The sequence below is a fragment of the Burkholderia sp. Bp8963 genome, assembly GCF_003854275.1.
In the GTDB taxonomy this organism is placed as follows: Bacteria; Pseudomonadota; Gammaproteobacteria; order Burkholderiales; family Burkholderiaceae; genus Burkholderia.
Genome location: NZ_QTQP01000040.1, coordinates 55,730 through 74,238, shown reverse-complemented (window position 1 = coordinate 74,238; position 18,509 = coordinate 55,730). Strand labels below are relative to the sequence as shown.

The following is an 18,509-nucleotide window of genomic DNA, read 5'->3' as shown; positions in this document are numbered from 1 at the left end:
CCTGACGCAGGATCGAGCGCAGCGCGCGCGCGAAGGTCATCCCGATCCGCTCGTTCACCTGCGTCTGGCCGATGCCGGACAGGTCGTATTCGATCGGATCCTCGACCGTCATGATGTTGGTCGTCGCGGTCTCGAGCCGCGACATCGACGCGTACAGCGTCGTCGTCTTGCCCGAACCCGTCGGGCCCGTGACGAGCACGATGCCGTGCGGGCGCGAGATCAGCTTGTCGAACTGGCCGAGCGTGTCGCGGCCCATCCCGAGCGCTTCGAGGTTCAGGCGCGCCGCGTCTTTTTCGAGCAGACGCAGCACCGCGCGCTCGCCGTGCCCGGTCGGCAGCGTCGACACGCGCACGTCGACCGGCCGGCCGCCAACCCGCAGCGTGATGCGGCCATCCTGCGGCAAGCGCTTCTCGGCGATGTCGAGCTGCGCCATGATCTTGATCCGCGAGATCAGCGCGCCGTGCAGTGCCTTCTTCGGGCGCACGACGTCGCGCAGCGTGCCGTCGACTCGGAAGCGCACCACCGACGCATTCTCGAACGGCTCGATGTGGATGTCCGACGCCTGTTCGCGCGCCGCTTGCGTGAGCAGCGCGTTGATCATCCGGATGATCGGCGCGTCGTCTTCCGATTCGAGCAAATCCTCGACTTCGGGGATGTCCTGCATCAGCCGCGACAGGTCGACTTCGCCTTCGACCTCGCCGACCACCTGCGCGGCGCTGCCGTCCTGGCGCGCGTAGGCGTGGTTGATCGCATCGGCCAACTCATCGTCGGGTACGCGAACCAGCGAGATGCGGCCCACGCGCCGTGCGACCTCCGCGATCGCGCTCGGCGGCGTGCGGTCGCTGACCCACACTTCGCGCATGTCCGGATGCGCACGCGCGTTTTCGCTCGCGATCAGGATCCGGCCGTCGCGTGCGAAGCCGTACGGCAACGTCGGCGTTTGCGGCCGCGCATCGGCGCGCGCAGCGGTAGGCGACGATACAACAGGATCGATCAGCGCGTCCGTGCTCATGGCTGCCTCTTCGTTGTGTCGATGGCGGGCGAGTCGCCAGTGACCAGTGGCGGCGCTTGTTCGTTGCGCGAGCCACCCGTTCCACCGGTTCCGCTCGTTCCACCCGTCCGCGCGCCCGGCAGCACAGCGCTACCCGGCGCGGCCGGCTCGCGACGCGTCATCCGATTCAAGTCGAAGATCCCGCCCGCGGCCGGCGCACCCTGTGCAGGCCCCGGCGCGCGCGGCGGCAGCGCCGGGCTGTCGCGGTCGCGCTCGATCCGGTTGTCCGACCGGTAGTCGTTCATCTGCTGCTGCAGCATGTCGTAGCGATCACTGGAGATGGCCGCCGTCGTGTCGCTGTCCGGCAGGATCACCGGGCGCAGGAACACCATCACGTTGGTCTTCGTGCGGTTCTTGCTCTCCGCGCGAAACAGCGACCCGATCAGCGGCAGGTTGCCGAGAAACGGCACCTTGTTGTTGCCGTCCGAGTAGTTGTCTTGGATCAGCCCGCCAAGCACGATGATCTCGCCGTCGTCGGACAGCACCGTCGACTGCACCGAGCGCTTGATGATCGTCACGCCGCCCGGGTTGTTCACCGACGTCGCGTCGACCGACGAATCCTCCGAGTAGATCTGCAGCTTGATCACGCCGCCCTTCGTGATTTGCGGCTTCACGTGCAGCACGATGCCGACGTCCTTGCGGTCGAACGTGTTGAACGCGTTCACGCCCGTGCTCGACACCGCGGTTGCCGTCGAATACGAACCGGTCTGCACCGGCACGTTCGCGCCCACGACGATGCGCGCCTCTTCGTTGTCGAGCGTGATCAGGTTCGGCGACGAAAGGATCGACGCATTGCTGACCGTCGCGAGTGCCTGCACCAGCGCGCCAAGCCCGAAGAACTTGCCGAATTTGTGCAGCAGGCCGATGTTGATGCCGTTGTTCAGCAGCGTCGTGGCCGTCGCATTCGACAGCGTTTGCCCGAGCGACTGGCCTTGCGCGGTCAGGTTGACGATGCCCTGGCTCGTCGACGTGTTGAAGTTCGTGCTGCCGTACAGCGCGTTGTTGCCGTTGCCCGACTGCAGCGCGCCCTGCCATTGCACGCCGAGATTCGCGGCATCCGTCGCGCTCAGCTCGACGATCATCGCCTCGAGATAGACCTGCGCGCGCCGCAGGTCGAGCTGGTCGATCACGTTGCGGATGTTCTGGTAGACGGGCTCGGGCGCGGTGATCACGAGCGAGTTCGTCGCCGGGTCGGCCTGGATCGTGCCGGCGCTCGTGTCCGAGCCGCCCGTCGCGCCCGCGAGCAGGCCGCCGCGGCTCGTTGGCGGATCGCCGCTCAGCGAAGCTGACGCGGAGTCGGTCGTGCCCGGCAGCGGTGGCAGGCCCGGCGTACCGGTCGACGTGCTCGTGCTGCCCGAGCCGCTCTTGCTTGCGCTGCCGGCCGGGTCGCCGAGACTCTTGAACGCCGATTTGTCGGAAGACGACGTGCCCGTGTCCGCCGCCATCCCCATCATCCCGCGCAGCACTTTCGCGAGCTCGGTCGCGTTCGCATTCTGCAGGCGTACGACATGCATGTTGCCCGGCACGCGCGTCGGCGCGTCGAGCTGCGCGATCAGCGTCTTCGCATCTGCGATGCGGCCCGGGTCCGTCGCGCGCAGCAGGATCGCGTTCAGGCGCGGGTTCGCGCTCACCGATACCTTCAGCGTCGCATCGGTGTTGCCGGTCGCGCTCGGGTCGAGCATCTTCTGCACGATCGGCGCGAGATCGACCGCGCTTTCGTGACGCAGCGGCACGACCGCGACCTTCTGCGCCGCGCCCGCGTCGATGCCGTTGATGATCTCCGCGATGCGGCGCACGTTGTCCGCGTAGTCGGTCACGACGATCGAGTTGTCATTCGGATACGCGCTTATCGCGTTGTTCGGGCTGACGAGCGGCTTCAGCACCGGCAGCAGGTTCGTCGCCGATTCGTTTCGCAAGCGAAACACCTGCGTGATCACGTGGTCGCCGCTCGCGCGCGGCGTGTTGCCGACGTAGGTCGGGCCGCCCTGCAGCTTCGCGTCGGCTTCGGGCACGACCTTCAGCACGCCATGATCGCGCACGAGCGCAAAGCCTTGCATGCGCAGCGACGCTTCGAGGCTCTTCAGCGCGCGTTCCTTCGTGACCGGGTTGTCGGACACGAGGTTGATCTGCCCTTTCACGCGCGGGTCGACGATGATCGTCGTGTCGGTGGCCGCGCCGATCGCCTTCGCGACCAGGCTCACGTCGGCGTTCGCGAAATTCAGCAGGACCTGTGCGTGTGCGAATCGAATGACGAGGAGACCGATAGCCAACCACGTGCAGCGATACGAGAGACGGCTGAAACCGGAGCGTGTGCGTGTCATCTGGGCAGGGTGACGGGCGGCAGGGGGCTGTGGCGAACGCGCCCGACGCGCGCATCGGTACGCCGGCATTCACCCCGCAGGCCGCGTTTGCTGGTCGGGTCCGTTGGCGTGATGCGTGCCGGACGGAAGTGCCGGGAAAGACTAAGGAGGGAAGTAGAGCAAATTTGTGACGAATGTTGGGCTACCTTTTTGGGCGGAGGCGGTTATTCCTTGATGTGCTTTCTTTAGCGCTGTTGGTGATTTTATTTCTTGGCTTACTTTTATTCGTCAATCCAGACAAGCAGCCTCAATAAATATTCATCGAGAATCTCGCTTTAGATTCCATATTTGCGCGTGGAAGCTTGAGAACAGATCCCGAGAATTTCGGGCGACAGAAATGTTCCGTAGCATCTGCCATGAAAACGACTTGGTACCGCGCTAAGCGAGCTGGCGCACGCGTCGCGTTAATGGCGCAACGTGGCTCCTGGCTTACTGCAGAGCGCTCCCGGGCAGCTCGCGCGCGGTTGCCTGCTCCACTGTTCCCGAAATTTGGAATTTGAATTCTGGCGTGAACGCGTCTTATGCCGTCGCTTTATCAAGCGGAATAAGCCGATCGCTTCACTGGCAAAAATGTTCCGTACCATTCGTTATGAAATATTCACACGCGATTTCCGAATTTCCCCCTACAGTTATTCGGCGGTCAACACGGAACTCCGGCCGCAGCATCAGCAGGCTTCTCGTTTATCTTCGTTCAAGGAAATTTTCATGAAATCCAGCAAGCGCAAGATCTGTCAAGCTGTCGCTCTCATCATTTCCGCGCTCGGCGCTTCGGCTGCCATGGCGCAAACCGCGCCATCGCTGCTCGGCGGCGGCTCGTCGCTCGTCAACCCGACGATCCAGCAGGAAATCTCGGTGTTCCCCGCCGCTGACGGTACGGCCAAGTACTATTCCGTCGGCTCGGGCACTGGCCAGAACGCATTTCTGAAAAACCAACCGACGTCCTTTGGCTCGACGGTCACCGGCGCGGTCGATTTCGCCAACAGCGATGCGCCGCTGTCGTCTGCGCAGGTCTCGGCTTACACGTCGACGGGTGGCCTTGGCGTCACCAACGGTCCTCTGATCCAGATTCCGTACATCGTCACGCCGATCACGATTCCCCTCGTGAACGCGCCGACGGGCACAGGTCCGACGCTGCCGGGCAGCTCGACGCCGACCGTCGCGCTGAACGACAACGATCTGTGCGGGATTTTCTCGGGCAAACTGACGAACTGGAATCAGGTCACCAACCCCGACACCAACGCGACGTACTCGCTGAACGCCCCGATCAAGGTCGTCTATCGCGCTGACTCCAGCGGCACGACGGATCTGCTGACGGCCCACCTCCAGAAGGTCTGCAATACGTCCAACACGGCGTCGGGTGTCACCTTCCACGAGACGCAACATTTCGCGGGCTCGTCGGCGACGGTCGTGGCGGATGCGATTTTCCCGAGCGGCGCTCCGGCGAATTTCGTCGGTGCAACGGGTAGCGGTGGTGTGGCAGCCCAACTGGTCAACTACAAGACGACGACCACCTCGACCACTTACGCAGTCGCCTATCTGAGCCCGGACTACACGAACACGTTCCTCGCACCGTTGAGCTCGCCGGCCCAGACCAACAACCTGTCGGTGGCGAGCCTGCGTAACGCCACGACCGGCAAGGACATCACGCCGACGTATCAGAACGCGACGACGGCCGTCGGCACGGTCTATCCGCCGGGAACGACCCAAAACACGAATGATCCGACCGATCCGACGCAATGGGTGCCGAACGCCAGCAACCCGGCCGCCGGCTACCCGATCTCGGGCACGAGCCAGATCATCGTCAGCCAGTGCTATCAGAACCACAGCAATACGCCGACGGTTGCCGCGTCTGTCATCGATTTCCTGACGCTGCACTACAACAGCAATGCCTCGATCATTCACGGCAATGGCTTCGATGCAGTGCCGTCGTCCTTCCAGACGGCCATCCAGGCTGATTTCCTCAGCAATACGAGCGGACTTGGGCTGGATATCGGCGACACCGCCACTTGTAAGGGTACCGTCGTTGGGCGTTAATCCGATGATCTGACGCGCGGTTTATTAGCCTGTCTGTCACGGCTCGGGATTCTCCGAGCCGTGATTTTTTTGGCCCTTTGTTAAAGCGAGTGCCCCGTCCTGGCAGGGATCAATACCACTCGCCGGAATTGGCGCTACTCACGTCCAATCGACGAAGTTCGGGCTGACGAGCGACTTCAGCACTGATGGCAGGTTGGTCGCCGATGCGTTTTTCAGGCGGAATACCTGCGTGATCACGTGGTCACCGCTCGCGCGCGGCGTGTTACCGACGTAGGTCGGCCCGCCCGGCAGCTTCGCGTCGACTTCGGGCACGGCATCCGCAGTGACTCTCCGTATTTCCCCCTAAAGTTATTCGGCGGTCAACATGACACTCCGGCCACGACATCAGCAGGTGTCTCGTTTGCCTTCGTTCGATGATGGATTGATACCTTCCGCCGAAATTGGCACTAGTTGCGGCCGATCGACGAATCAAGGAGTTGGAAATTCAGTTGCAGGCTGTGGAGAAAGCCGGACAAGGACGATACGCGCGATCCGGAAATTCCATGCGACCGCGAACGCACCTTCGATCTGGAGCTTGTCGCGAAGGGCGAACAGCGTTTCATCGGGTTCGCCCACAAGCTCACCGCGATGCGTGCGCACAGCATGAACGAGCGAGAGAGTCGAGCAGGGCAAGCTCCTCAACCAAGCACTGATTGCGCTGGTACTCCGACACTGTGCTCGTCCTGTTCGCCACCCTGCCCAACGACACGTTTTGCGAACCCGAGCCAAGCCCTAACACTTGACGAAAAACACTGGAGGCACGCTCCGTTCAAACAGATTCGAGTCGCACATGCCGCAACTTTTGCTAGATCTTCCCAAGCCTTCGTCGTTCATCCTGGTTCAACACTGATCGCTGCGTCTGCCCAGCCCCACCGAACCCCAGGATGGAAACGGCATTCGACGAATCGTAGGCGGTCTGTCCCTGCCGCGACTTCTTGCGCATGTCACCGCCGGAAGCGTCTCCGAATCCTTCCACTTGGACACTGATCGTCCAGCGCCGTTGGCCGGCACCAGAAGCACTGTTCTTCGCGATGTCCTGCGCCATCTGGCTCGCCGCTGAGGCGGCCGAACTGGCTGCGGTCAGCGCACCCGTGTTCACCGCCTGCACCATCGGAATACCGGTCGCCTTACCCGTCACCTGGATGTTGTCCGCATTTGCCACATGCAGTGCAGCGACGTTAATGTTGCTCGCCCGAATCCCCGCATCCCCCGCATCGACCGTCCCGCGTGGTGCGATCAGGTTGAGCTCGCCCGCCGCTATGCCCGGCAGCGTCGGAATTGTGCTGATCCCCGCGCCAGTAACCTCACCGCGTGCATCGACCGTGCAGTAGTGGTTCGCATCGCACACGTACTGCGGCGCAGGCACATCCGCGGACGACTTTGCCCCCTTGCCTGCGTTGATGTCGCCGTTCGAGCTCCAGATTGTCATGTCGCCGCCCTGCTCGGTGAAGACGCGACTTTGCGCGAGCAGCAAGCTCTGGTCCGTGAAGATATTGATGTCGCCGTTCTCCAGCGTCAGGATACCCATCGTGCCGGGGCCCGCCACCACCTTCCCGTTACTGTCGACGATCTGCGGCGGCGCCAACGCGCTGCCCACCAACGCCTGTCCACCGGGCCCGAGGATCGACACATTGCCACCCTGCTGCGTCTGGATCGTCGTGCTGCGCATGTCGAGATTGCCCGTGTCAGTAAGCTTGTTCTCGCCGTTCGTGCCGCCACCGAGGTTGTTCGCCGTGTAGCCTAGCGATGCCGGAAACAGTGTATTGATCGCTTGATAGCCTCTCGCGTACTGGCCATGGTACGGACTGGATGCGTCGTTGAAATCCTCGCCGACTCGCGTCAGCACGCTGAACAGCACCTGCTCGGCAAAGAGTTGCTGCACATACAACGGCAACCCCTGGAATTGCTTCCATGCTTCGTCGGTCGTCAGCGTGCCCACATGCTGCTGTGCCGCCTGCTTGTCCACCTGCAATCCGGTGTCGACGCCGAGCCCGGCATCGTACTGTTCCATGAACGCGATCAGCGCGGGTGTCGCGCTTGGCACACCAATAACCGAGCTACCCGGCGCGATATAGGTGGAGATGAATCCCGACAGATCGACGCCGGGCCCGACACCGAACAGCACGTTGATGTTCGCGCTCTCGTGCGGCAAGTTCGGGTTGTTCGCGTTGCCAACCGCGTCGATGCCGGTCAGCGCCGCTCCCGCGGCCACACTCGCCGTAGTCAACGGCCCGATATTGCGCCCCGCCTGTACATCGAACCAGCCGGGACCGCCGATCACTAGCGCCGGCACCGCTCCGGTTCCGGTATACGAGTTCGACGCGTCGTAAATATCGCGCCCGGCCACAATGCGCGTCACGTCTGAACGACGAAGGTTCTGCCCCTGGAACGCCAGGTTCACGATGTCCTGCCCCGCCTGGATCAAGGCCGGCTTCGCAACTGAGACGGTAACCAAGTTGTCGTAGAAACCCGCACTCTGTGCGCTAGCCTGTTCAAGGACCCCGTTGACAATGCTGCCGTTCAGGCTGTAAATGCGCGCCGGAGCCGTGTCATTCGCATGCAACGGAGTTTCTGCATGAGCTGCGATCGTGCTATCCGTCGCAAACGGAACACTAGCATTCGGGTTCAACGGTGACGGCATCGACGACGGATCCTCATCAAGCATCCCGAATACAGGTTTGGTCGCATACGCTGTTCCCTGCAAACTAGAAGCCAAGCCATTCAGACTAGAAAATTCGATCGACTGGTCCGCAATCAGGCTCAAATTTCCGCTGGCAGACGGATAGAGTTCGCCACTGGATTCGATCGCCAGACCGCCGGTGAAAGCAGTCAGACTGATCGTCGCAGGCAAAATTGCGCTCGCCCCATTATTTGCTTCAAGCAATGCCTTTGCGCCAGAACTCAGCGTTCCGACGACGATGTCCCCCGTCGTCGATGCGACGCTTGCCGATGACGCCGCCGAGTATCCTTGACCATCTCCACCCGCCAAGTAGGATGGATTGAACACTGCCCCGATGTTTACGCCTTGCCGTGCACTGACGTTCAGTACTCCATCCTGCGTTGCAAGTAGCGTAGCCACCTGTCCCAACGATAAAGTGGGAGGCTGCCCGACATTGCCATTGTTCGGATTGTAAGTCGTGTAGTTCACGCCATCCGTATCGATCCGCCCGCCCGCCGTGATCGTTCCTGTTCCTTTCGCAACGAAGTAGTCACCGCTCAGGATGTTTCCGCCCGCACGCACGGACAGATTACCGCCACCGACCGTATTGACGGTCGGAGTATCCGTATTGGCATTGGTGAGATACCACGTGGTGGGCAGCGACACCGCCAGGTCCGTGATGTTGCCGCCGGCCGTCACCGAAACATTGCCGCCGACGCTCATCACCCCCTGATCGAACGCGCCAAAGTTGATCGACGTCTGAACCGTCTGCGTCGCGGGCTTGCTGCGGCCAACCGAGCCGGTCGGATTGCCGACTTCCATCCACTGCCACCAGAACTGGCTGATGTTGTTGCCCGGCAGGCCCGATATTGCGCCGGTCTGGTCGATCACGTTTTCGATACCCGTGATATTGCCCTGCGCGCGAATCCTGATATCACCGGCGGAATCCGGACTGACGCTGGCCGTAACAAGCAGATCCGGCTTGCCTTGAGATAGATTCCCGGCCACGATCGTGGCCGGGGCTCCCGCCGGGGCGCCCACAGATGGCGCCCCCGCCGTATAGATGACGGCCGGTGCGGTCTGGTCGACGAATGCCACGCTGTTTCCCGCAGCAACATCGATCGAGCCTGTACCCGTGCGAATGGTCATCGGTTCCAGCAGTGTGAGTCCGTTGGAATCGATATAAGCCGTATGGCCATTCAGTACCACGTTGCCCGAGCCACTCTGTGTCCCGCCAGTGGCGCTAAACAGCGAAGCCGCCTGCAGCCCGAGCGGATTCGCGCTTGCCGCATCGGCGCCGGCAACGATCCGGTACGATGAACTCTCACCGCCTGCCAGCGTTGCGAACGCAATCGGCAAGGGATTGTTCGCCGTCGGTACGTTCGCCGGCATGTTCCCCGGCAGAACACCGACGCTGTTGCCGGAAGCGGCTATCTGTTCGGGAGCTTGCGGCGCCCAGAAGAAATTCCATGCACGGTCCGCCCTGCTTCGGGAATTGAAATTCGTGGCCTTCGTCAGGTAGCTGGCGTAGGCCGTGATGTAGTCCGGATACAGCGCAGTTAAACCAGTCGGGAATGCCAGCGCTGGTGGTGTACCGAATGAGTCCGCGTTACTGATGTTCAGCGTGCTGAGCCAGTTCAGATAGCTTCCCTGGGTCGCCGCATCGCCATAGTAGGTTGCGGCGTTTGACGGTGTCAGCACAGGGAGGGCGGACGGATCGGCAAGCGGTATATTCGGTTGGTAAAGATGCCCGACGAATCTCGATGAACTCACGCTAACGTAGTACCGCTGCCAGGCGGTGAGATAGGCGAAATAGTCGTCATAGTAAACCGACGATTGTCCTTGCAAGGGTGCGCCTAGCGTCGACAACGGATCAACTGAAGTAAGCGCCTGTGTTGTCCCGTTCAGATACGTAATCGTCACTGCGGCACCGTCCAGCGACAGCGCAGCCGTGTAGGCCGCCAGATCGGAGGCATACGTATTCGAACCGCCCCCTGCCGGCGGTTGCCCGCCGAGAATCGTGGCAATCTGATTCTGGACGAATCCGTCCGTGATACTTGCATCAGCGATCACATTGCCGGCCGCACGAAGCGTAATCATCGGGGCGATCGTTCCGCGATAGCGGAAAACCGGCGTGATCGATCCACTGCTGTTCGGTGTGCCGGCACCCAGGTTCCAGTTGCTCAGGATCGAGATATTGCCGCTGTTGCTATCGATCGATTTACCGGGATTAACGAGTTCGATGCCGGGTGCAACATGCAGGCTCGCGCTGCCCGGGAAACTCATGCCCAACGAGGGATTGGTGCTCAAGCCGTTCTGGGCGAATCCCATCAGCGTACCGGCCGTGACCGTCGCGCTGCCATCGCTGTTTGCCGTAATCTGGCCGCCATAGAACATCTGGTGGTCGGTGTTGCCGGTCGTTGGCGAGAAGTACGTTTTGTACATGCCATCGAATCCGATGGCCGCAACACCGGTGTACAGTTGCGCCTGATCCTGCGGGCTGTCCGTCAGTACCACTTGGGCGCCGGTCGTGTTGTTCGTGAGCGTGCCGCCGCCGTCGCCATTCGCATCGGGCACAAAGCTGAATGTGGCGCCACCCGTGCCCTGAGCGGCAAATGTGCCGGCAAGCAGGTGACCCTTGCTGTCGTACCACCCGGCGGGATCGATGATCCCGTCGAAATGCCGGGCACCGGTAGAAGGATCCGTCGTGCTCCACACCGCGAAGGCTTCGAGATTGACCGCGCGCGCACCAGTAATCGTTGCCCCCGGCTTGATCGTCAGATTTACCGAGCGATCACCCAGTAGCGGCGTGCGGAAGCTCACCGTGCCGCCCGACAATCCACCCGCCATACCGCCCGAGACGTCGATCAGCGCGTTCACACCGACAGTGATTGCCCCGGAGTTTGTCTTCGACATCAGCTCATAGCCATAGGTCGGATCAATCTGCACCACGCCGCCGACCGTGTCGGGACTGCCCGCCGTGCCGATCTTGACCGTGCCGCCACGCTGGGTCGCGCTCGTGCCCCGCGCGATCAGCGAACCCTCGATATCGACGCCGCTTCTGCCATACAGATTGATCTCGCCGCCCGCGCTGCCCGATGCGTTGATAGTGCCGAGAATGCCGACATTGCCGTTGTTGGGATCCTGTCCACCCGGGCCACCGTCCGCCGTCAGCGATACCGAGTGTGCGGTCAGGGTATTGCCCGGCGACAGCGTCAGGTTCCCCGCCTTCGTGTGAACCGTGATCGCGCTGTTCACGCCGCTCGATGCCAGCGTCGTCGCCAGGCTGTCCAGGTTGGCCGCACCGCCCGTGTCGAGCGAGAACGCGCCGCCCGTGTAGCCGCTCGCCGCGCCGCCCTTGATTGCGCCGTTCAGGTTCACGACTTGCTGCGGTGCCGACAGCGTCAGGCTGCCTGCCGCACCGCCACCGTTCGCGCCCGAGAAGTCGAGCGTCGCACCCGACTGCACGTCGACCGTGCCTTTGTCGGCCGTCAGCGTGATCGCGCCGCCCGGCGCGTATTGCGTCACATCGAAGAACTCCTTCGATACGCCCGCCGAACTCACGGTCGCGCCGCTGCCGATCGTCAGGTTGCCGCTCGTCGCTTCCAGACTCACGTTGCCGGCCGGTGCGGCGAGCGTCGCGCCGTTGTCGTTGACCGTGCCGCCGATGAAGCTGAATGCGCCACCCACCAGCGTCTTCTTCAGTGCGGTACCTGCTGCACCGTTCAGCATCAGCGCACCGCTCGTCTTCACGGTCGACGCCGAACTCGTGTCGGCCAGATATACGGGTGCATTCAGCGTCACCGGCAGCACACCGAAATCGAACGTGCCCGTGTTCTGACCGACGATTCCGCCGGTCGCGGCCATCGACACGCTCCCGAATCCGCTCACCGTCTTCGTGCCCGCACCGAAGTCGATTTCCTTCGCGTTCACGGTCAACGTGCCGTTGCCGGGCGTCGCTGTCCCGTTCGGCGCCCCCGTCTCGTTCGTGAACGCGATCTGCGGCGCGTTCAGCGCCACGTGCCCGCCGTCGCTCGTGAACGTGCCCGCGCTCAGATTCACGCTGTTGCCGAACGTCGCGTTCACGTCACCGATGAAGCCGATTGCGCCATAGCTGCGCAATGTCACCTGTTGCGCGTTCGCGAACTGAGCCAAGCCCGCCGGATCGATCGCGAAGCCCGGCAGGTTTGCCGCAGCGGCACCGTTTGCGTTCGTGAACGTGATCGCCGAGCCATCCGCCGTGATCGCCTTCGCCGACAGCACGGCGCTTGGATCGACCTTCAGGTTTCCGGACGAATCCAGCGTCAGCGCCTGCCCACCCGCGAGCGTCGCGCCCGCGCCAACCGTCATCAGGCCCGTACCCGTGCCGCCCGTCCGCGTGAGCGGCGCCATCGCGCCGTTCGACACGCGCAGCAGCGCGCCATCGCCCGCAATCGTGATCGGCTGGTCCTTCGCAGCCGGGTAATCGCCCGCTGCCGCAATCGATGCACCCGCATCGACGCGCAACCCGTTCGCCGCGTTCGGATCCGTGCCGCTCGCGTCGGTCTTCGTGACCAGCAGGATTTCCGGCCCCTTCAGCGACGTGTTGCCGTCGTTCGACACCACCACGCTGTTCGCGATCGGCGTGATCGTGACACCGTTCGTTGTCGCCGCGCGCGTGCCGCCGATCAGCAAGCTGCCTGCGTTCAGCGAGTCCAGCGCATCACCGCTGATCTGCAGATAGCCCGCCAGCGCCGGCGCGCCATCGCCGATGATCTGGATGTCCTGCGACGCGATATCGACTTCCGCCGGTGCACCATCTTTAGCGGCCACCGTGTTCAGCGTTGCACCGAGCGCAAGCGCCTTCGTCGCGGCCAGCACCAGTTGACCACCGTCCATCGGTAACGGCGGCGTCACGTTGCCGTTCTTCGCGGCCAGCGCCGTGAAGAAGCTGTTGGCGTCCTTCATCGTGTATTGCGAGTACTGCTGCCACACCGGCCCCGACTGCACGGTGAACAGCGTCGGCGTCGCGCTGCGGCTACCCGTGACCGCGTCGGCATAGTAGCCTGCCGTCACCACCGTGCCGTCCGGCAGCACCTTGCTCGCGCCCGGCGCGACGTTGCCGCTCGTGGCCGATACCGTCACCCGATATGCCCCCGGCAGCGTCGCGTACTTGCCCGGCAGCAGCGTGTAGTAGCCCCCGGCCAGCCCCGGCACACCGGACAGGTACACGGCCTGCCCTACCGCGCTCGTCAACGACGCCTGGCCCACGCCCGTGCTGACCGTTTGCGAGCCCACCGTGCCGTTCCCATTCGTCGCCGGCTGGACCGTCTGCGCGAACACCGGATCGTACGCCGCCACCGGTGACTGCGTACCCGGCAGGATCGCGTAGACGTTCCCTGCGCCAGCATTCACCGGCACCGCCGTCCCCGTTGCGTTGTTCGCATAGCTGACGGTGTACTGCGACAGCACGTCCCGCGTGCCGCCCGTGCCCGGCACCCATTCGGCCGCCTGCAGATTGCCGCCGCCCGACAGGTCGATCATCGCACCCTTGGCAAGCGCCACGCTGCTGCCATTCACACCAATGTATTTCGACGGCGGCGCAGTCACGTCGGGCTGCGCGGCGCCCACCACCGGATTGAACTGCCACTCCACGCCATCGACCGTCGCGCCGTACGGGATGACCGCGTTGCCGTTCGATACCGACGTCACGCTGCCGTTGGCGAACGTCACCGAATCCGTCGCCACCAGCGGCAGACCGTTGAACTGCGTCTTCGTGGCGGAACTGGAAGGATCGCCCACGCCGAACACCAGCGTGCCCGATGGCGCGCGCACCGTACCGCCCTGCACGATGTTCGTCGCATCCATCAGCAGCGTGCCGCCCGCCGACAGCGGCACGCCCGACGGGCCGTTCGATTCGAACGCCATCGTTGTCGGTGCAGGCCCCACTGCATCAAGAATGAACGTGTTGCCGGTCGACGGGTACAGGTCCGCCGCCTTGAACGTCAGGTTGCCCGGCGTGTACAGCTCGCCCGGCTGAAGGGCACTGTTGACCGAATTCGTCGAGCTCAGGCGAATGTCGCCGCGGCTCGTGAAATTCGCGTGCCCGAAGTTGTTCAGCTGGAACTGGTTCGCGAAGTCGATGAACGACGCGTTCACTTTCAGCGTCGCATCGGACACAGCGGCGACCGTACCCAGCGGTATCGGGTTGATCTGCGTCGGGCCGACAACCGCCACATACGGGGCATCAAGGGTCACGGTCGAACGAATCGTCGTGGGCGCCGTCAGCTCGTTGTTCAGCAGCGAGCCGACCGTGGGAATCGAGTAACTGCCGGCCGTGTCCTTCACCCCGTGCGTCAACTGGCCAAGCTGATCGCTGTTGAGCGCCACGATCTGATTGGTGTAGATCTGGATCGCCTTTGGTACCGTCACGTTGACGTCACCGGCAAAGGCGACCGGCACGGATGTGGTTGATGCACTGGCGCCCAACACGAGCGTCGCGATGCCCGAGCCGGCCAAACGATCCGCCGCGAACTGCACGACGCCGGTTGGCTGCCTGACGAGCGCGCTGCCGCTGCCGCTCAGTGCGCCGACTGCTGCCACGATGTCCTGCCCGGGCGCTAGTCCGGTCGGCACGAAATTGCCACTCTGCTGCAAGACAAGGGCCGTGGCGCTCCCCTCCGGAATCAGCGCGAGCGCTCCGCCCTGCGCCTGTGCGGCGCCCGGCAGCGCCTTCAGTGTGCCGTCGAACAGCAGCCCATTCGATGACGCGAGCGTAATGGAACCCGCATCGCTCCACACCGGTTGCGACACGTACGTGCCATTGGCCTGCAACTGATCGAAGTTCGCCGCTGCCCCCGACACGTTGATCCGTGAGCCCGCCTGCGCGACCACATATCCCGAATTGTCCGAGAGCGTCACCGCGCCGCCCGGCAACACCTTGCCCGTGTTCGGCGTGATTGTCGTCAGCCCGTTCTTGACCGGCGCGGCGAGCGGATTGGTCAGCGCCACGCCCGACACGTCCAGCACCGCGTTCGGCCCCAGCCACAATGACTGGCCTGGACTGGTAAATGCGCCCGCATTTCCGTTGTACTGACCGCTTTGAGCGTAGGTACCTCCACTATCCGCGCTCAGCGTAATCGCGCCGCCGCGCGCGACGATCGAACCGAGCACCGTCACCTGCGCGGGCGAACCCAGCCCGATGCTCGCCCCCGCGTCGGCGACGATCAACGCGCCCTGCCCGATGCTCACGCCGCCGGTCACGCCGGGATAGTTGGGGACCGGTTGAACCGGGCCAATCGAGCCATCGCCTCGCCAGGCCAGATAGCCGCCACCCGTCATGACAAGGCTCGTCGGCTGACGATGATAGGTGTCGAGCGTCCTCACTGTGGTCAGGCCGTCCGACAACAGTCCGGCGCCGCTCGCCACCTGCCGCAGCGCCGGTACGTTGGGGATCAGGTTCTGCTGCGTCACATCTACCACCGCACCCGGCGCCACGCTCACATCGAACAGCGCATTCAGCACGTATTTGCCGAATCCCTGTTGCGCGAAGAAGACGACCGGCAGCGCCATCGCCCACGCTGGCGCGGACGCCGGATCGCCGCCAATCTGAAAGCCCGGCGCCTGCAGCGTCAACGTGCCGCCCCCTGCAAAGCCCAAGCTGCGGATCGTCCCGTCCAATTTCAGGCGAGGGTCCGCGGGCAACTGCGCCGGGAAACCGAAACTGGACTGGCCGGCATAGGTGACCAGCGACACGCTACCGCCCCGGCCCTGTGGAATGCCGTTGCTCATCAACAGTTGGCCGTTCGCCTGCAGTTCACCGCCGCCCGACACGTCGATCACGCTGCCCGGCTGCAGATCGACGCTGCCCGTCGCCGACAGCGTGACGCTGCCGCCGTTGAGGTACGCGCTATTGCCTGGCGTCGTACCCGTCGCCGTCTGCGCGTCGTTGTTGACCCACTGGCCCGCCGTGCTGAGCAACGCGTTTGGACCCACCGTGATGTTTCCGCCGGTTGAGATCGAAACCGTACCCGACGGCACGACCATCGAGCCGGCCACGAGCGTGCTACCGTATAGCGCGCCGCCGAAACTGACACTGCCGCCAGGCTGAAGCTTCAGCTGCGTGCCGTCGGCCACCACGTATCCTTTGCCGGTCGTCTTGTCTTCGGTGACCTTCAGCTGCGCGAACCCGCCCGCGTTCAGCGTGCTCACCGGCATCACTGTCGTGGCCAGCACGTTGTTCGGATCGGTGCTCGACAGCACGCCGAGCGCGACTGGATCGAGCGGCGTGTCAATCGAGAAGGCTGGTGACAGGCTACCGAGTTGCGGCGCAGAGTCCTGGAGAATCACCAGACCCGATTCCCCGCCGGTGGACGTATTGACACCCTGCGTCAGCGACGCGTAGATACCCAGGTTGAACATCCCCCCCATGGGCTGGCTGTTTCCCTGCACCTGCTTCGATCCGCCGAATGCCTGCGCGCTGACGTCGCCGTCGAGTACCATGGCCTGCGTCGCAAACAGATCGAGCGTGCCCGCATTGCCGCCGACGATGTAATCGCCCTCGTACACGCTACCCGTCTGCAGTGGGTTGTACCAGGTCTTCGTCACGCCCCAGCGCGGATGCGATTCGGTGAACTCGCCGGCAATGCCGACATAGGTGTCGTACGGATTCGCCTGCCCGATCGGCACGATCGCACCGTTCGCATCGACGAGGCGCGTCGTGTTCACCATCCCGCCGTCGTAGTGAACATACCCGCCATTCAGGTTCATCGACGAACCCGTCGCGGTCATCACCTCGTTGCCCGACAGGATGATCGTGCCGCCGTTCGTCAGCAGTTGGTCGACCGTGCGCGGCATCAGGTTCACGTAACCTGACAGGTTCAGGATCGGGCTGCCGACCCACTGCACGCCATCGCTACGCGTGCCCGTCAACGTGCTGTCGACCACCACGCCCTTCAAGCCGAACAGGAAACTGTTGCGCAACAGTGGTGAATCGGCCAGCTCGTTCTGGCCAACGCGCGGAATCGTGACCAGGATGCTCGAGATCGGCACCTCGACGTTCGCGAGACCCGACACGTCGATCGTCGCACCGGCGTCCACATAAATCCGGCCGGGCACCGCCGTATCGCCGGGCGGGGTCCTGTTCAGCGCGGCCGACGGCGTCAGCGCCGCAACGGATACCGTCGAGCCCGGCGCCTCGATCAGCGACCCGCCCTGGAACCACACAGAGCCCGCCGTCATCATGATGCCGCCGGGCGTGAAGACCGTGCCCGGCGACGACGTCGCCGTCTGGCCATTGTTGTCCGGCAGCACCGTTGTCACCGAATTCGGACCGAAGCTCAACAGGCCAGCGCGGTTCGTCTGGTCGGCCGCCGAAACTGGATTCCCGCCGGTATAGGACTGTCCCAGCGGGTTGTTCGAGACGTATTCGTCGCCTGTCGAGATCGTGATGTTGCCCGGCGTGTTGACGCTCGTCGTCACCCCCACGACACCGTTCTGCGCCACGTTGCTGCCAAGCATGTTGATGTTGCCGCGGGCCGCCTGAATGATCCCGGTGTTGGTCAACGTGCCTGCCGGTGTAATATCCGCCTGGCTTGCGCCACTGCCCGTCAACAACTGACCGCTCAGCACCGGCAACAACACCTGCGGATTGCCTGGATTCGGCCTCAGGCTCACGCCGACGCCTGCGGCCAGCACGACTTGGCCCGCCGTTGCCGTGATGCTACCGCCATTCGTCACGTTCGGCGCCGCCACCAGCACAAGCCCGCCGTCGCTGGCCGTGCCATTGGTATGCGTCGTGATCGACGCCCCCGGTTCGATCGTGATGTCGCCCGGCGCCTGATATTGACTGGCCGAGTTCACCGAAACCTGACCGCCCAGGCCGAGCACTTCATTTGGACTGCCGACCGAGGAACCAACCTGACTCGCCCCCGCTTCGAGCCCCGCGAGTCCGCCCTGTGTGCTCAGGAACAGTTGATTACTCGCGGCAATGTCAGCAGGACTCTGTACCAAATTCCCGACGACGGTGCTTGAGGTGCCGTTCTGGAAATCCGTTTTATTGAGGAAATCCAGCGACGACGCCACCAGCGAATGCGCATTCACCTGCGAACCCGCCCCAAACAGCACACCGTTGCGGTTGATCACATACACCGCCCCTTGCGCGGTGATGTTCCCCAGAATCTGGCTCGGCCGACCACTCGGATCGTTGATCCGGTTCAGCACTGCCCAGTTGTTGGCCCCGTTCGTCTGCGTCCCCGCCGACTGATCGAAATTAAGTGTCGTCTGCCGGCCGACGTTCATCGTCTCCCACGTCAGCACCGCGTTCTGCCCCGTCTGCTTCACGTCCACATTCACGTGGCCAGACGCGTCGACGCTTTGCGTCGGCCCA

The 18,509-nt window shown here is 63.5% G+C and carries 6 protein-coding genes; 1 reads left to right on the top strand and 5 read right to left on the bottom strand.

Translation table 11 applies throughout. From position 1 onward, the window contains the following. Together DID96_RS27480 and gspD are read right to left on the bottom strand one after the other, a co-directional pair. Window positions 1-1,012 (bottom strand): GspE/PulE family protein (locus DID96_RS27480; protein ID WP_409333819.1); only part of this gene is annotated, 1,012 nt, incomplete at its 3' end. After that, entirely contained in the window at window positions 1,009-3,372 is a 2,364-nt protein-coding gene (gene gspD / locus DID96_RS27475; protein ID WP_124602381.1) for a type II secretion system secretin GspD, read from the bottom strand. The genes gspD and DID96_RS27480, both read right to left, overlap by 4 nt. A gap of 744 nt (window positions 3,373-4,116) precedes the next feature. Here gspD and DID96_RS27470 point away from each other — a divergent pair. Then, complete coding sequence (locus tag DID96_RS27470) at window positions 4,117-5,445, top strand: substrate-binding domain-containing protein (protein ID WP_124602387.1); 1,329 nt, start codon at window positions 4,117-4,119, stop codon at window positions 5,443-5,445. A 138-nt stretch (window positions 5,446-5,583) separates the two neighbouring features. Here DID96_RS27470 and DID96_RS38460 read toward each other — a convergent pair whose 3' ends face one another. From DID96_RS38460 to DID96_RS27465, 3 genes are all read right to left on the bottom strand, one after another. Next, the gene (locus DID96_RS38460) at window positions 5,584-5,757 is read right to left on the bottom strand and encodes a hypothetical protein (RefSeq protein ID WP_185732378.1); all 174 of its coding nucleotides are present in this window, start codon (window positions 5,755-5,757) and stop codon (window positions 5,584-5,586) included. Between the two features lie 156 nt (window positions 5,758-5,913). Beyond that, the gene (locus DID96_RS38455) at window positions 5,914-6,060 is read right to left on the bottom strand and encodes a hypothetical protein (protein WP_185732377.1); all 147 of its coding nucleotides are present in this window, start codon (window positions 6,058-6,060) and stop codon (window positions 5,914-5,916) included. Window positions 6,061-6,289: 229 nt separating this feature from the next. Beyond that, entirely contained in the window at window positions 6,290-18,469 is a 12,180-nt protein-coding gene (locus tag DID96_RS27465) for a filamentous haemagglutinin family protein (protein WP_260464022.1), read from the bottom strand. Window positions 18,470-18,509: the final 40 nt, after the last annotated feature.